Source organism: Idiomarina aquatica (genome assembly GCF_004362895.1).
GTDB lineage: Bacteria > Pseudomonadota > Gammaproteobacteria > Enterobacterales > Alteromonadaceae > Idiomarina.
Map to the genome: position 1 here is coordinate 200,207 of NZ_SNXI01000003.1, position 15,396 is coordinate 215,602.

The following is a 15,396-nucleotide window of genomic DNA, read 5'->3' on the forward strand; positions in this document are numbered from 1 at the left end:
TCATGCTGACGCCATGCGCGAAAAGCCCCTCTGGTTAGGGGCTTTGTTAAACCAATTACCTAACAAAAACGTTAGAACTCGTAGCTAAAGCCCAGCAAGTAGTTGCGACCGTAATCCTGGTAATCGCGAACCTGCAACGCATTGTCACCTTGTAACGAGATAAACGGTTCTTCGGTGATGTTCTGCACCTGGAAAGTGACTTCCAAGTTCTCAAGTCCGCTGATGCCAGAGTCTGCGAAGTCATAGCCAAATTGCGCATCCCAGATGGTTTCACCCTGAATATCAACTTGCTGCGTCTCAAAGCCCAAGCCGTACACATCGCCTTTGAAGTCACTGCGTTTACGCATGCTGGTGCGGGCACTAAAGCCATAACGCTCGTAGTAGAAGGTTACGCTCTGAATGCTGTCAGACAAGCCGGGTAGCTCATAATCGTTACCGTTCTGGTCCTGAATATCCTGTTCGACACCGGTATGGCTAGCCAAAATACCGAAGCCTTCTAGTGCCTCAGAGAATTCGCTCAGCGGCAGCGCGATAGCTAACTCATAACCCCAAAGTTGGCCGCCACCACCATTGACTTTGCCTGAACCTGTCGCCGAGCTGGTCTCCGGAATTTCGCCGGTAGCAGGGTCAGGAACACCACTTAAATCAAGCTCGTAATTACCGTTAAAGATCCAGTCATTCAAATCTTTGTAGAACAACGCCGCAGAGAAGTAACCCTCGGCAGTAAAGTAATTTTCATAACTTAAATCTAAGCCAGTAGCCTCTTTAGGCTCCAGGTTTGGGTTACCACCTGATACTGACCAGTAGTTGCCATTCTCATCAGGCTGCTGTGCGCTGTAAGTTGCGCTAATTGACGCATTCATCTCGTCCAGGCGAGCGCGCGAAATCGTTTTTGCAGCACCAAAACGCAGCATTTGTTGCTCGTCGATGGCAAAGATCAGGTTTAAGCTAGGTAAAACATGACCGTAATCGTGGCTCACGTCGGTTGGCTGAGCTACCACCAGACCATCAACAACGTTAAATGCGTTACCTTGTGATGATTGTTTGGTGTGAACATAGCGTAAACCAACATTACCGGTAACAGGAATACCAGCAAACTGAGTATCAATATTACCCTGTACGAATGCTGCGGTGACGTCTTCTTGTACCGTCCATGAGCGTGTTAAGTGCTTCGGATCGGTTAGACTTTCGCGCAACAGCTCATAATAGCCGTCATCGATGAGACCCTGTGTGTCATAAGCAATCATCGGACCCATACCGATAAAGCTTAAATCTGCGGTACCCAAACGGTATTGTTCAGGTACTGACATCATGCCGACGTTATCAGGGTAGGAGAAGTCGGCCAGTGTCATATAGTACCCCTCGGAATCCTTACTTTTCTCACGATCCCGATAGGTCACACCGAATTCAATACCTTTAAAGAACTCATTGTTTAAAACTCGGCTGGCAGCTAGCTTTAAGGTGGTTAGCTCGTCCTCAACCGCCGGAGCATTAATAAAGCCATCCTGAGCGGTGTTCTCATATGGTGTGCCGACCAGTCCGTAGTTATCGTTTAACGCTGCACTGGCCCCCCAAGATAACGGGCCACCTAGCTGCATCAGGTTAAAGTCGCTGTAATCTAGCTGATGACTGAACTGTGCACCTGTGTTACCGGAATCAAACACATAACCAATGTCATCGGCAATACCATTATTATCGCCTCGACCGGTCCCGGCGTAGCTTTCGACACTCCATACCTGGCGTTCAACTTCAGAACGACTGGCATCAAATTCTAATGTCCAGTTATGGTCCAGGAAGTATTCGACGTTATAACCGAATTGCGTCAGCTCAGCTGCTCGTTCTTCATAGTCGTTGCGCAACACTACACGCTGACCTTGAGTAACCGCACTGGTGACAAAGCCGGTTTCCGGGTCTACCGTCGCACTCTCCGGATCAATCGAGCCCTGCCCCCAGGCAAACGGCACTTCAGTACCACGCAAGATTTTTTCATCAACGAAGTCAACATAAAGAGCATCAAAGGTCATATTGACCTTATCGGTTGGAGTGAATTCCAGCACCAACATAGCCGAATCACGCTCCAAAGTTGACGAACGCACATACGGTTTAGCACCGCCCAGAATAGACTCAGTGTCGCCCGATTCTGTCGTAAACTCCGGGTATCCCCATGAGTTCCAGCGCTTTTCTTGATTCGGAGAGCTCATGGTAGTGTACGCAAATGCCACACCGAAGGTGTCATCCGCAAATTGATCAATGTAAGAGACGGTGCCGCGATAACCTTGGTCATCACCGTCCGGGTTTAATTTATCAAAACTGGATTGTTCAAACTGGCCATTGACCTGAAATACCTGTTCGCCTTTAGTCAGTGGGCGAACCGTTTGCATGTCAATAACGCCGGCAATACCTTCGCCGCTCAGTGACGCGCTCGGTGTTTTATAAACCGTCACACCACTCATGATTTCAGATGGATACAGATCAAATTCCACACCCCGGTTATCGCTTATGGATACCTGCTGACGACCATTAAAGGTTGTGGTGCTTTCGTTTTCACTAAAACCACGAACACTGACTCGCGAAGCTCGCCCATCCAGCCGTTGTGCAGTGATGCCCGGCAGTCGTGCGATTGACTCAGCAATCGATGAGTCAGGGAGCTTACCAATGTCTTCTGCAGAAATAGATTCAACAACCGACGTTGAAAAACGCTTGGTGTTGATCGATTCAACCACGCTGCGACGGAACGTGCTGGTTACTTCAATTCGTTCAACATCTTTTTGTTGCTGCTGTTGCTGCTGTTCGCCTTTTTGTGTGGCGTTATTTTGAGCATCTGCCTCTTGTGCATAAGCGGTCTGACCGATGAGGCCGGCGCTAATAAGGGCAAGCGTTAGCATACTGGGTTTGAACGTAGACATAATAATTAATCCTGGTTGTTCATGCTTATCACCAAGTTGGTGCAGACTCTTATTTTTAGCCGCTATCCACTGTGGTTCTTGTTGTTGTCGGCGAAATACTAGCGCTCGTAATAAATTATTAACAAATTTATGCATACGTATTCAGTTGCGCGTTTGCCCCACTATTGTGCATCAGCCCCGCACCACGCGAGCAATAGCTGGACAATAAGAAATTTACAGCTCATCAGTTTACGTAAACGTAAACTTGCAATGAAAAATAATTTGCGACGACTCTCGAGCGCTGTAGCCCATAACGCAACCGCGATGTAGCCGTTATCCCGCAAATCCACGCAAAGTGCATACGTATGCAGATTTTTTACAAGGCTTCGTGGCTTACTTATTCTTTGCCCGACAATAAAAATAACCGATGTTCTGGAGCAACAAATGGCTAACCCTCTTTGGTGGAAAGGTGCGGTAATTTATCAGATATACCCACGCAGCTTTCAAGATACAAATGGTGATGGGATCGGCGACATACCTGGTATTGTTAGTCGACTTGATTATATCAAAAGCCTGGGTGTTGACGCGGTATGGATATCGCCGTTTTTTAAATCACCAATGAAGGACTTCGGCTACGATATCAGTGATTATCGCGACATCGACCCGATATTTGGTAACCTCGATGATTTCGATGAGCTAATCGAAGAGGCACATAAGCGCGACATCAAAGTTATCATCGACCAGGTTTTAAGCCACACGTCTGATCAGCATCCGTGGTTTTTAGAAAGTCGCGAATCAAAGAATAATGATTATGCAGATTGGTATGTATGGGCAGATGCGAGAGAGGATGGCACTCAGCCCAATAACTGGTTGTCATTATTTGGTGGCCCGGCCTGGCAGTGGGAGCCGCGCCGCGAACAATATTATTTGCACAACTTTTTAACCGAACAGCCGGATCTGAACTTTTATAACCCGAAAGTCCGTCAGGCGGTACTCGACAACGTTGAGTTCTGGCTTAAAAAAGGTGTCGACGGCTTCCGTTTGGATGCCATCAACTTTTGCTATCACGATGCACAGTTGCGGGATAACCCGGCCAAGCCTAAGGAAAAACGACAAGGGCGTGGGTTTAGTACTGATAACCCTTACGCATTCCAATACCACTATTACAATAATACCCAGCCCGAGAACCTTGATTTTATTCGCGACATCCGCGCATTGCTTAACAAGTACCCCGGCACAGTAGCGTTAGGTGAAATATCCTCTGAAGATTCACTGGCGACCATGGCGGAATATACCAGTGGCGGCGACAAGCTACATATGGGGTATAGTTTTGAGTTGCTCACGGATGACTACAGCAGCCGCTATATTCGCAAAACAGTAGAAACACTTGAAGCAAACATGCGTGAGGGCTGGCCTTGCTGGGCTTTCAGTAATCATGACGTCGAACGTGTAGCCAGCCGCTGGGCTCGTAATGGCCAGGTAAACGCCAATCAAGTAAAAATGCTGACAGCGTTGCTAGGCTCTTTGCGTGGCAGTGTTTGTATGTATCAAGGCGAGGAATTGGCGTTGGGCGAAGCCGAGGTGGCATTCAATGATCTTCAGGATCCTTACGGGGTCACGTTTTGGCCTAACTTTAAAGGCCGTGACGGTTGCCGTACGCCGATGCCGTGGCGTGACGAGGAGAATGCCGGTTTCAGCGAAGGTAAACCATGGCTTCCGGTTTATGCCGAGCACCGTGCCCAGAACGTCGCTAAACAGAAACAAGATCCTGAGTCGACACTGAATGCGTTCAGCGAATTCATGGCCTGGCGTCGCACTCAGCCGGCGTTAGTTGAGGGAAGTATTCGTTTTATCGAAACCGATGAGCCGGTGCTGGCCTTCTATCGCGAACACGATGGAGAATCGATTTTGTGCTGCTTTAATCTGGCTGACGCACCAGCAACACTGGATTTAACGCTGCAACCCACTCATCAATTTGCTGATGAGATCAGCCACCATAACGCATCCTTGCAAGGTTCAATCCTGACTTTGCCCGCTTTCGGCTGCTGGTTTGCAATGGTATGAGGACAGACTCCCTGGTGTCAAAAATGACATGACATTTTTGAGCACCCTTCGGGGTGCTTTTTTTACTTAAAAATGGTGGCCCCTCCCAGACTTGAACTGGGGACCTACCGATTATGAGTCCTGCATTGGTGGGTTTTCTAACACTTAGCTTCGGTTAAAAATATTCGGTTTTTCAGATGGTTATGTATTAACTGGATGTTTTTGATCCGACGCCGGTTTTGACGATTTTGATCTTAACTTCCGCTGTAACTACCGCTTGAGATTAGTTTGCTTCAAAAAGGTTTAATACGATTACTGTCTTTTGTCATTAGCGTCATCAATCGCGGATGCACAAATAATTTTTCCTTTCCTGAATCGACCTCTTGCAGCACGCCAATATCGGCTAACTGCTTTAAATAGGTTGAAGCGGTCTGACGTTTTGCAATATCACGCTCAACCAGATTGCTAATACGGCAATAAGGCTGTTCAAAAATAAGCTGAACAAGCTCGTAGCTGTATATTTTCGGTAGCTGCGCCTTTACATAATCGGTTGTACTTTCCATGAGCGTTCTAATCGCTGTAATTTTTTCACCGGTCCATATTGCGGTTTGCTCGACACCTTTTAGCATAAATAACAACCACTCTTCCCAGCTCTGATCTTTAGTGACTTGGTTCAAGAGGCGATAATAGTCTTGCTTATTATGAACGATGAAGCGACTCAAATACAAAATAGGCAGTGTTAGAAGACCCGATTCAATAAGGTATAAAACGTTTAAAATACGACCTGTTCTGCCATTCCCGTCATAGAAGGGGTGTATAGCTTCAAATTGATAATGGCTAATCGCCATCTTTATCAGCGGATCCAGATCGTCGTCATTATGAAGAAATCGCTCCCAGTTGGTTAACAAGTCCCGAATCACATCTTCTCCGGTTGGCGGCGTATAGATAATTTCGCCTGTCGTTCGGTTCCCTATAAAAGTCCCCGGTACTTTACGAATATCCATCTCGGAGTGCTTTAAGGTACTGCATACCTCAATAGCCGTCGCTGTGCATAGCGGCTTTTTCTCAAGTTGTATAAAGCCTTGGTATAACGCGGTTCGGTAACGTAATGCTTCCTTGGTTGCATGATCAGCACCTTTACCCCCTTGCGCATACTGAAAAAGCTTATCGGTCGTGGTAACAATATTTTCAATTTCTGAACTATCTTTTGCTTCAAGCAAAGGCAGCAGGTTAATTAACATGCTTTGGTTGGGAATGAGCTCTCCAGCCTTTTTTAACTCCGCTACAGCAGCACGTGCAGAAATACAGGCCTTCAGCACAGCCCTAGTTTCTATGACATCTAGGTTGGGTGGTAATGTCGGTAATTGATTGTACGGCTGATCTGCTTGCCAAGTCATGTTTAAATTTCCAGCTTAAATCGACATAAATAAACGATGAGTTCAGTTTATGTCGTTCCGATCGACATATCAATTTAATGTGTCGATTTTTTCTTATTTTTTCGACATGAATTATTTTTAGGTCGATATCATCGACATACCAAGCCTTAACCCCCCACTATGTCAGCCTAGTTGTCTCTTGGTGCATGATAGACCTCTAATTAGGTGGCCAAATTTAGTTTGCCACTACAGTTATTATCTGAATTCAGGATTGGTTTACAAAACAGAGCCCGAAGAAAATTTCCAGGCCCTGCTGTTAGGGTAAGTTAAAAGTTATGAACAACAGATATATTAGCTGTACGACCGCGCAGATTGTATTGGGTCATATCGTATCCGTAGGCTCCGCCTGCCGGATCAAACGGCGGCTGCTCGTCGAACAGATTACTGATATTCAAGGTCAGCTGAGTATTACCAAAACCCTGATAAACCAGCTGTGAATCCACTTGCCAGTAGCTATCAACCTTTTTGTGTAACCCCGGATTACTGCTTTGCGTGGCTATCTGCTGCTTGTAGCTGCTGGTGTAGTTAAGGCTAACACCCCATTGCCAGTCACTAACCAGCCAACGCAGTTGGTTATTGCCTTTCCATTTGGGCAGTGCGCCTAATATATTACTGCCAGCGCCATCAGTAGGTTCCTGACCGGCAACTAATGCCTGCTCGTACTCTAAAAGCCGTGACCAGGTGCTCTGAAACTGAAGTGTAGAATTGCTTAGCTGCAATTGGTAGTTCGCATCAATATCAAAGCCGCGGGTAGAGCGGGTGCCCTGGTTGCGGTACTGGTTGCTGATAATTTGCAGTCGCCCGGCGTCGTCGCGCTGAATGCGGTCTGCGTACTGGTCTTCATTATTGATAATGAACTGCGCGTTGTCGGGCGCAATAATGTCGTCCTGCTCAATTTCGAATACATCCACAGCTATGCTGGCACCTTTTTGCGGAGACCAGATAATACCGGCATTGAGGTTGGTTGAGCGTTCGGCATCAAGCTCAGAGTTACCCGTGCGCACTTGCGTAAAACCACGGCGTACACCCGGATCAATGGGGTCACTTGGGTCAATAACCGAGCCATAGCTGATGGTGTTACTTTCTGCAATTTCCGGAAGCGATGGCGCACGGAAGCCACGTGACCAGGAACCGCGCAGCAACCAGTCGTCGCCTAATACATAGTGAAACGCCACTTTAGGTGACCAGGCCGAACCAAAATCATCATAATGGTCATAACGGCCGGCCAGGTTTACGTTCAGGTTTTCGACAACAGGAACGTCCAGCTCGACAAAGCCAGCGGCAACTTGTCGTTTCCCTTTAATTAGGTTGATAGCTGGGCGCAGCTCGGTGCCTGATAACACTTCCGGCGAGGTTCCTGCATCCATTTCCTCTTCACGCCAGTCGACCCCAAAGGCAATGCTGAGTGGTCCGTTATCCAGCTCTTTTAAAATGGTGCTGGCATTGGCGTTAATACTGTTTAGCTCGTAAAACCCCGGGCGACGCGTATCAATGCGCAGTGCCTCAATGGTTTCTGCGTCGTTATTGCCGTTAAAGAAGTCATACTCGGCGCTGGCCAGCACATCTTCAAAAGTGTAGCGGTTAATAAAGTTATCAACGTACTCGCGCTGGCGGCTTTGTGAGTTCAGCACATTGACCGACCAGTCCCAGTCTAAGCCTCGGTAATTAACACCGGCCAGAAAGCGGTGAAAGTCTTGTTTATTGGCTTTTACGCGCTCGCCTACATCAAAAAACGTGTATTCAAAAGGTAAAGCCTCTGAACCCGGGTTGTTCGGATGCCCGATCGGTAACTCCACCGGAATATCCACTAAACTGCCGGTTTCCTGATTATAAGCCCGCAGTCCGGCACCGACACTTAACGGCGCGCCAAACACGTGGCTTGAACGGTTATTGCTGTACAGAAAGTCACTATACGCCTGTATGTCGTCGGTGAGTTGCAAAGTGCCCTGCAGTGAGAACTGATGTCGCTCAACTTCTGGCTGAAGCGTGTTGTATGGCTGAGCGTTAAAGGCACACACCTGACCGTCTGCGCCGGGGGTAAAATCGCTTCGGTCTCTTTTCTCAGAATGGCCAGGGCAGTTCTCAAAAGCCTGAGGGTTCTGCGGATCACTTAAATAGTTACCGCCCTGCGATGACCAGTCAGACAAACGCCCGCCGGACTTGTCGCGAAAGTCTCCGGAACGGGTAAAGTCGCGGTCATCGGCGTTTAAACGCTCGCGGGTCAGATAATCGTAGCTGAATGTCAGGTTATAGCCGTCGTCTGCTATGTCGCCTAACCCACTGATAACGCCTGCACTGTATTGTGTTAATGAACCTTCGCTGGCACCGCCGACACCCGCGCGGAACTGGGAGCTTTGTACGTTGTTACGCAAAATAATGTTGATAACTCCGGCAATAGCGTCTGAGCCATACACTGCAGAAGCGCCGTCTTTCAATACCTCTATGCGCTCCACCGCGCCTAACGGTAGCGCGTTTAAGTCAACGAAGGTGTCCTGAGTGCCCAGCGAAAAACCGTAGTTTGAGACCCGCTGACCATTCACCAAAATAAGCGTGTTTTTGGGGCTTAAGCCGCGTAAACCAACCGAAGCCGAGCCCGCCGAAAAACTGCTGGTGTATTGCTCGTCGTAACTGTTGCCGGTATTCACCGTTAAGTCGCGCAGCAAGTCCGTAAGCGTAATTTCACCACTGGCCGATATGTCACTGGCATCAATAATCTGCAACGGCGTGGCGTCTTCATTTTGGGTCCGTTTAATGTAGGAGCCCGTAACACTAATGCGTTCCAACTCGGAGCTAGCATCATTGGCTAACAGAGCTGGGGATGCCGATGCAGCGATAAGCCCAGCGGCAACAGCTGATAACGTAAAGAACTTTGATTTCATTAAATACCTCACAAAATAAACAAATAAGCCGTTTAGACGTCTAAACGGCTATTAAGCATAAGCGAGATTAATAGTGGAGGTAAAGGGGAAATCGTTGTTTGGGGGAAAATAATCAAAGAGGAATAGCTTCGCGACCTTAATTTAACAAAGGCAGAAAGGCTAGTTGCAGTTGATAGTCCTACCTAGCATTCCTCCGCTAGTCGGTTTCAGTGACTATGTTTAGTAATAAATACTATCTGTTGTACGGAACCTAGTATGTGGTGGCAAAACACCTGGTTACCGCAAATTGCCAAAGCGACCTTCTGTACAACAAAGTGGTGACTGATCCTGTTTTTGGACACATTGATGCCAGAGGAAGTGCTCGAAATCCAGCTTCTGTCACCACTCTGTTGTACAAATCCCCGCCCTGATACATTTTTACGCTCCACCACCCAACCACTTTACATGCACACCAAAATGAACCACACTAAGACGAAAATAACGATAAAAAGTGGCCATGGATGATGCTGGAGAAACTCGCCTTTTCGCAAAAACAGCGCTTAGCGTATATTGATTTTTGTTTGCTATTTAAAGGCTCGATTTACCGCCAGGACTTAATTAAACGATTCGAAGTTGGGTTATCGGCAGGCTCTCGCGACTTTAACCTCTACAAAGAATTAGCACCGCAAAATCTTGAATACGACGTTAAGCAAAAACGTTACTTCCAGACCAGTGAATTTAAACCGCTTTTCGACCATGACGCCAAACGCAGTTTAATTAAATTGGCGAATGATATTTCCGATGGTTTTGACGCCATTGGCGATTTACATTTTCCGGTTGAAGCACCTTCTAGTTTGAACGTTCCGGACATTTTTGTTGTTGCTAAAACAGTGCAAGCCATACTTAATGAACGCGCACTCGAAATTAATTACACATCGCTTAGCAGTGGCTCCGGCAAACGAGAAATCGTACCGCACTCAATTGTTGATAACGGCATGCGCTGGCATGTTCGCGCGTTTGATCGAAAAACCGAAAGTTTTCGCGATTTCGTATTAACCCGAATTAGTAATGTGAAACTCATTGGCAATTTCGAATTTGGTGAAGACAGCAATTCCGATACCGAATGGCAACGGATGATTTCCCTGCAATTAACACCGCACCCCAACAACGTTAAATTTCCCAAAGCTATTGAGATGGACTACGCCATGAAAAATGGTTTACTAACCATTGATGTTCGTGCTGCCATGGCCGGCTATTTATTACGTCGTTGGAATGTCGATTGCACCGAAGAGGCCACATTAAAAGGTCCCGAATATCAGTTGTGGTTGCGTAACCGTGCAAGTTTAATGAACACCAGTAATTTAGCGATAGCGCCGGGCTACGAAAACAATTCGCCCGCCCGCTAAAATTTATTTAAAAGGACGTCATAAAACATGGACAACACCGAGCAAAAATTTTTAAAGCAACTCGATGACAAACTCTGGAAAGCCGCCGATAAACTGCGTGCTAATTTAGATGCCGCCAACTATAAACACGTCGTGCTGGGGCTTATCTTCTTAAAGTACGTATCAGACGCCTTTGAAGAGCGTCAGGAGCAATTACTTGAGCTTTTCAAAACCGACGACGAAGACAACCTTTACTACCTGCCGCGCGATGACTTCGACAGTGACGAAGAGTACCAGGAGGCCTTAACCGAAGAGCTGGAAGTGCTCGATTATTACCGTGAAGCCAACGTGTTTTGGGTGCCCAAAGCGGCCCGCTGGAGCACATTAAAAGAAAAAGCCGTACTGCCTATTGGTAGTGTTTTGTGGCAGGACGATGCCGGTAACGACGTGAAATTGCGCTCTGTGTCATGGCTTATCGACAACGCCTTGGAAGAAATCGAGAAAAGTAACAGTAAGCTCAAAGGCATTCTTAACCGCATCAGCCAATATCAGTTAGAAAACGAGAAGCTCATTGGTCTTATTAACACCTTCTCGGACACCTCATTCACCAAACCAGAGCTCGGTGGTGAGCGCCTTAACTTACAAAGCAAGGATATTCTCGGTCACGTTTACGAATATTTCCTGGGTCAGTTCGCACTCGCTGAAGGCAAGCAAGGCGGCCAGTACTATACGCCGAAAAGCATCGTTACGCTGATTGTCGAAATGTTGCAGCCCTATTCCGGTCGTGTGTATGACCCTGCTATGGGCTCTGGCGGTTTTTTTGTATCCAGCGATAAGTTCATTGAAGAGCACGCTAAAGAGCAGCACTACGACGCCTCCGAGCAGCGAAAGCACATTTCAGTGTACGGCCAGGAGTCCAACCCGACCACTTGGCGCTTAGCGGCTATGAACATGGCCATACGAGGTATCGACTTTAATTTTGGTAAGAAAAACGCCGACAGCTTTTTAAACGATCAACACGCTGATCTTCGCGCCGACTTTGTCATGGCGAACCCACCGTTCAACGTAAAAGACTGGTGGAACGAATCGTTGGCCGATGATGTGCGCTGGAAATATGGCACTCCACCAAAAGGTAACGCCAACTTTGCCTGGGTACAACATATGCTACATCACCTGGCACCAACCGGCAGCATGGGTATTTTGCTGGCCAATGGCTCAATGAGCTCGAACACCAACAACGAAGGCGAAATTCGTAAGCGGCTCATTGAAGAAGACTTAGTGGAATGCATGGTTGCCCTGCCCGGCCAACTATTTACCAATACCCAAATACCGGCGTGTATCTGGTTTTTAACCAAGGACAAAGCCAACGGCATGGTTCGAAACGAGAAAAAACGCGACCGCCGCGGCGAATTTTTGTTTATTGACGCACGCGAACTCGGCTACATGAAAGACCGCGTATTACGCGACTTTACCAATGACGACATCGCCAAAGTTGCCGACACTTTTCATGCGTGGCAGCAAGGTGAAGGCTACGAAGACATCGCCGGCTTCTGTAAATCCGTTAACTTAGACGACATTAAAAAGCACGATTTTGTGCTTACCCCAGGCCGCTACGTAGGCGCAAAAGAACAAGAAGACGACGGCGAGCCCTTCAATGAGAAAATGGCACGTCTAACCGCACAATTAAGCGAGCAGTTTGCTGAGAGCGAGCGACTAGAAGCTGAGATTAAGCGTAACCTTGGGGGGCTTGGGTATGAGCTCTGATCTTCAAAAAGTAGCGATTGGTGATGTATGCAACGTTGGTGATGGCGCTCATAGCAAAGTAAAACGTTTAAAGAGAGGTGTCCTTTACCTCACTTCCAAAAATATTGGTAACGGTAAGCTTATTCAGCTAGATAAAGTTGACTATATTTCAAAAGATGATTTTGAACGTCTATTTCCTGCCAATAGCCGATCAACCAGACGGCCACAAGCCGGAGATATACTGATGGGCATCATTGGTACTTTTGGCAATGCATATTTATACAAAGAGTCCGATAATTTTGGCTTTTCTAGTTCGGTTGCGATTTTAAGACCAAATCAGGAGAAACTTCTACCGGAGTTTTTGTATTACGTTGTATCTAGTCAATCTTTTAAACTTCAGCACTCATCGCACAATAGCGGTTCAGTGCAAGGTTATACGAACATTCCTACCATTAAGGGGTTATCAATCCCCTTACCTACTCTTGAAACACAAAGAAAAATAGCACTGGTTCTTAAGTCGCTAGACGAAAAAATTTCTATTAATCAACAACTCAACCAAACCCTAGAACAAATCGCCCAAGCCATCTTCAAAAGCTGGTTTGTCGATTTCGAGCCGGTAAAAGCCAAAATAAACGCACTAGAAGCCGGCGGCAGCGAAGAAGACGCCCTGCTCGCCGCCATGCAAGCCATATCCGGCAAAAACAAAGCGCAACTAACCCAGCTCCAAACCGAAGACCCGGAGCACTACAACCAACTCCGCACCACCGCCGAACTCTTCCCCTCCGCCATGCAAGACACCGAATTGGGCGAGATTCCGGAGGGGTGGAGCTCAAGCGACATTGGAAAGGAAGTGACCGTTGTGGGTGGGGCAACACCCTCGACTAAGAACCCTGAATTTTGGGATGGTGGAGATATAGCTTGGACATCACCTAGAGACCTGTCAAACCTGACTGACAAGGTTCTGGTTGATACCCAACGTAAGGTTACGGAAGCTGGATTAGCAAAAATAAGCTCAGGACTTCTCCCAATTAATACTGTTTTGATGTCATCTAGGGCACCAGTCGGCTATTTAGCTTTAACGAAATTACCTGTAGCAGTTAATCAGGGTTACATTGCCATGAAGTGTGAAAAAGTATTATCTCCTGAATTCACTCTTCAATGGTGCAGCGAGCATATGGACGAAATAAAAAATCGAGCTAGTGGCACGACGTTCGCTGAAATCAGTAAAAAGAATTTTAAGGTGATTCCCGTGATTGTGCCAAAAAAGGAAATTATTGATGCCTTTTCCAAGCAAGTTCGACCTTTATATTCAAAAATCGAAATTAATATCAGGGAGTCTCACTCACTAGGACTCATTCGAGACTCTTTGCTCCCCAAGCTGTTGTCGGGAAGTTTGCAAGCCCACAACAACGAAGTGGAAACTGATTAAAATGAGCACTTCAGAGATGTTTTCAGATTTTGTCGGCAACCTTGCAATCAGTAATACTTCAACGATAAGTCTGAGGTACGGGGAAATAACTTCAGCACTTAATAAAAAGTTTCGTGACTCTGAGTCAAAAACAAACAATACCCTTCAGGTGGGTTCATTTGGAAGAAAAACCGGTATAAACGGAATTTCTGATTTGGACATGCTTTATATAATGCCCAAATCAAAATGGGAAACCTATAACACATCTGGCGGCCAGTCGAAGCTGCTAAAAGATACAAAAAATGCCATTTTAAAGCGGTACCCATCCACAAATGTTCGAGTTGACCGTCTAGTTGTGACGGTAACTTACACCAACTTCCAGGTCGAGGTTCAGCCCGTATTCGAACAAGATGATTGCAGCTACAAATATCCAGACACAAAAAACAGCGGGTCCTGGAAAATAACGAAGCCTAGAGACGAAATGGATGCTGTGAATGACATGGATACTCAAAAGAACTCCAACCTCAAAAGACTTTGCAAAATGGTAAGGGCGTGGAGAAACCAGCACGGAATGGCTATGGGTGGGTTATTAATAGACACGCTAGCTTATAACTTTCTAAACTCAACCAATGAATACGATACCAGAAGTTATAGCTTCTATGACTGGATGAGTCGTGATTTCTTCAAATATCTGTCTGAGCTACCCGAACAAAATGAATACGCAGCCCCCGGTAGCCGACAACGCGTAAAGGTGAAGAAGAAGTTTCAAAAGAAAGCTCAGAAAGCTTATAAGCTAGCTAAAGACGCGATCGAGTCTTCAGGTACACAATCTGAAAATAATAAATGGAAAAAGCTCTATGGTCGTCCTTTTCCCGCTGCTGAGAAGCTGTCTACGGAAGCGCTTGAGGCTAATCAGGAAAAGTCTTGGACCAATACCGAAGAGTTTATCGAGGATAAGTTTTCGGTTGATATCCGCTACCAACTTCGAATCGACTGCGAGGTCATGCAAAGAGGCTTTCGAAAGTTTCAACTTAGAGAAATGCTTGGCCGAAAAATACCTTTGAAGGCTGATAAGAAACTTAGATTTTGGGTAAAAGAGTTTCCATTTATCCAAGGGGCTAGTCAAGTCTACTGGAAAGTACTCAACAGGGGCGATGTAGCCAAAAAACGAAATTGTATAAGAGGACAAATAGTGCCTGACGGCGGGCGGAGAGTGAAAGAAGAAAAAAGCGATTTTCTGGGAAAACACATTGTGGAATGTTATTTAGTTCAAAACAATGTTGTTGTCGCTAAGGATCGAATTCATGTACCCATAGTAGCGGATGGAAGTGATTATGAATGAATCAAACAGAGTTTTAGAAGGTCAGCTAAGGGAGTGTTACGGCCGAGTTGTTTACTCCCACAAAACTCACGAGAAATGTGCAGATATATTGGTCGACAAGCTCAAAAAAATTAAGTTTTGGCAAATAGTGTTATCTGCAGTATTAACTGGTGGTTTAATAACAACACTTTTTGATTTTAGCGTACTTGCGTATTTCGGTGATTCCGAACAGCGATTCCGGAGTTATCCGATCACCTGTTAGCCGTTCTTTTTCATAACCCTCTTTTTACGCTAAGTGATCGGATTGGTCTAGTTTT

9 protein-coding genes are annotated in these 15,396 nt (G+C 46.4%); 6 read left to right on the plus strand and 3 right to left on the minus strand.

The window, feature by feature from the left end:
* Window positions 1-71: 71 nt before the first annotated feature.
* Entirely contained in the window at window positions 72-2,906 is a 2,835-nt protein-coding gene (locus tag DEU29_RS04175) for a TonB-dependent receptor (RefSeq protein ID WP_133538993.1), read from the minus strand.
* A gap of 423 nt (window positions 2,907-3,329) precedes the next feature.
* Here DEU29_RS04175 and DEU29_RS04180 point away from each other — a divergent pair, with 423 nt between their 5' ends.
* The gene (locus DEU29_RS04180; RefSeq protein WP_133538994.1) at window positions 3,330-4,949 is read left to right on the plus strand and encodes an alpha-glucosidase family protein; all 1,620 of its coding nucleotides are present in this window, start codon (window positions 3,330-3,332) and stop codon (window positions 4,947-4,949) included.
* Window positions 4,950-5,221: 272 nt separating this feature from the next.
* Here DEU29_RS04180 and fic read toward each other — a convergent pair whose 3' ends face one another.
* Together fic and DEU29_RS04190 are read right to left on the minus strand one after the other, a co-directional pair.
* Window positions 5,222-6,325, minus strand: coding sequence for a protein adenylyltransferase Fic (fic, locus tag DEU29_RS04185; protein ID WP_133538995.1), 1,104 nt, complete (start codon window positions 6,323-6,325; stop codon window positions 5,222-5,224).
* Between the two features lie 305 nt (window positions 6,326-6,630).
* Window positions 6,631-9,243: a TonB-dependent receptor plug domain-containing protein gene (locus DEU29_RS04190; RefSeq protein ID WP_133538996.1), complete on the minus strand. Its 2,613-nt coding sequence runs from the start codon at window positions 9,241-9,243 to the stop codon at window positions 6,631-6,633.
* 503 nt (window positions 9,244-9,746) lie between these two features.
* Between DEU29_RS04190 and DEU29_RS04195 the strand changes: the two genes are divergently transcribed.
* From DEU29_RS04195 to DEU29_RS14265, 5 genes are read left to right on the plus strand one after another with little or no spacing between them, the layout of a single operon-like run.
* Window positions 9,747-10,628, plus strand: coding sequence for a WYL domain-containing protein (locus DEU29_RS04195; RefSeq protein WP_133539010.1), 882 nt, complete (start codon window positions 9,747-9,749; stop codon window positions 10,626-10,628).
* A 27-nt stretch (window positions 10,629-10,655) separates the two neighbouring features.
* Complete coding sequence (locus tag DEU29_RS04200) at window positions 10,656-12,371, plus strand: type I restriction-modification system subunit M (RefSeq protein ID WP_133538997.1); 1,716 nt, start codon at window positions 10,656-10,658, stop codon at window positions 12,369-12,371.
* Window positions 12,361-13,779 carry a restriction endonuclease subunit S gene (locus DEU29_RS04205; protein ID WP_133538998.1) on the plus strand — a complete coding sequence of 473 codons (1,419 nt, stop codon included), beginning with the start codon at window positions 12,361-12,363 and terminating at the stop codon, window positions 13,777-13,779. The genes DEU29_RS04200 and DEU29_RS04205 overlap by 11 nt, the downstream gene beginning before the upstream one ends.
* 1 nt (window position 13,780) lies before the next feature.
* The gene (locus tag DEU29_RS04210; protein WP_133538999.1) at window positions 13,781-15,100 is read left to right on the plus strand and encodes an SMODS domain-containing nucleotidyltransferase; all 1,320 of its coding nucleotides are present in this window, start codon (window positions 13,781-13,783) and stop codon (window positions 15,098-15,100) included.
* Window positions 15,093-15,341 carry a hypothetical protein gene (locus DEU29_RS14265; RefSeq protein WP_166635874.1) on the plus strand — a complete coding sequence of 83 codons (249 nt, stop codon included), beginning with the start codon at window positions 15,093-15,095 and terminating at the stop codon, window positions 15,339-15,341. Before DEU29_RS04210 ends, DEU29_RS14265 begins: the two co-directional genes overlap by 8 nt.
* Window positions 15,342-15,396: the final 55 nt, after the last annotated feature.

Coding starts and splice junctions, on each gene's coding strand:
- DEU29_RS14265 (WP_166635874.1), top strand. CDS start 15,093: ATGAATGAATCAAACAGAGTTTTAGAAGGTCAGCTAAGGGAGTGTTAC.
- DEU29_RS04210 (WP_133538999.1), top strand. CDS start 13,781: ATGAGCACTTCAGAGATGTTTTCAGATTTTGTCGGCAACCTTGCAATC.
- DEU29_RS04200 (WP_133538997.1), top strand. CDS start 10,656: ATGGACAACACCGAGCAAAAATTTTTAAAGCAACTCGATGACAAACTC.
- fic (WP_133538995.1), bottom strand. CDS start 6,325: ATGACTTGGCAAGCAGATCAGCCGTACAATCAATTACCGACATTACCA.
- DEU29_RS04195 (WP_133539010.1), top strand. CDS start 9,747: ATGCTGGAGAAACTCGCCTTTTCGCAAAAACAGCGCTTAGCGTATATT.
- DEU29_RS04190 (WP_133538996.1), bottom strand. CDS start 9,243: ATGAAATCAAAGTTCTTTACGTTATCAGCTGTTGCCGCTGGGCTTATC.
- DEU29_RS04180 (WP_133538994.1), top strand. CDS start 3,330: ATGGCTAACCCTCTTTGGTGGAAAGGTGCGGTAATTTATCAGATATAC.
- DEU29_RS04175 (WP_133538993.1), bottom strand. CDS start 2,906: ATGTCTACGTTCAAACCCAGTATGCTAACGCTTGCCCTTATTAGCGCC.
- DEU29_RS04205 (WP_133538998.1), top strand. CDS start 12,361: ATGAGCTCTGATCTTCAAAAAGTAGCGATTGGTGATGTATGCAACGTT.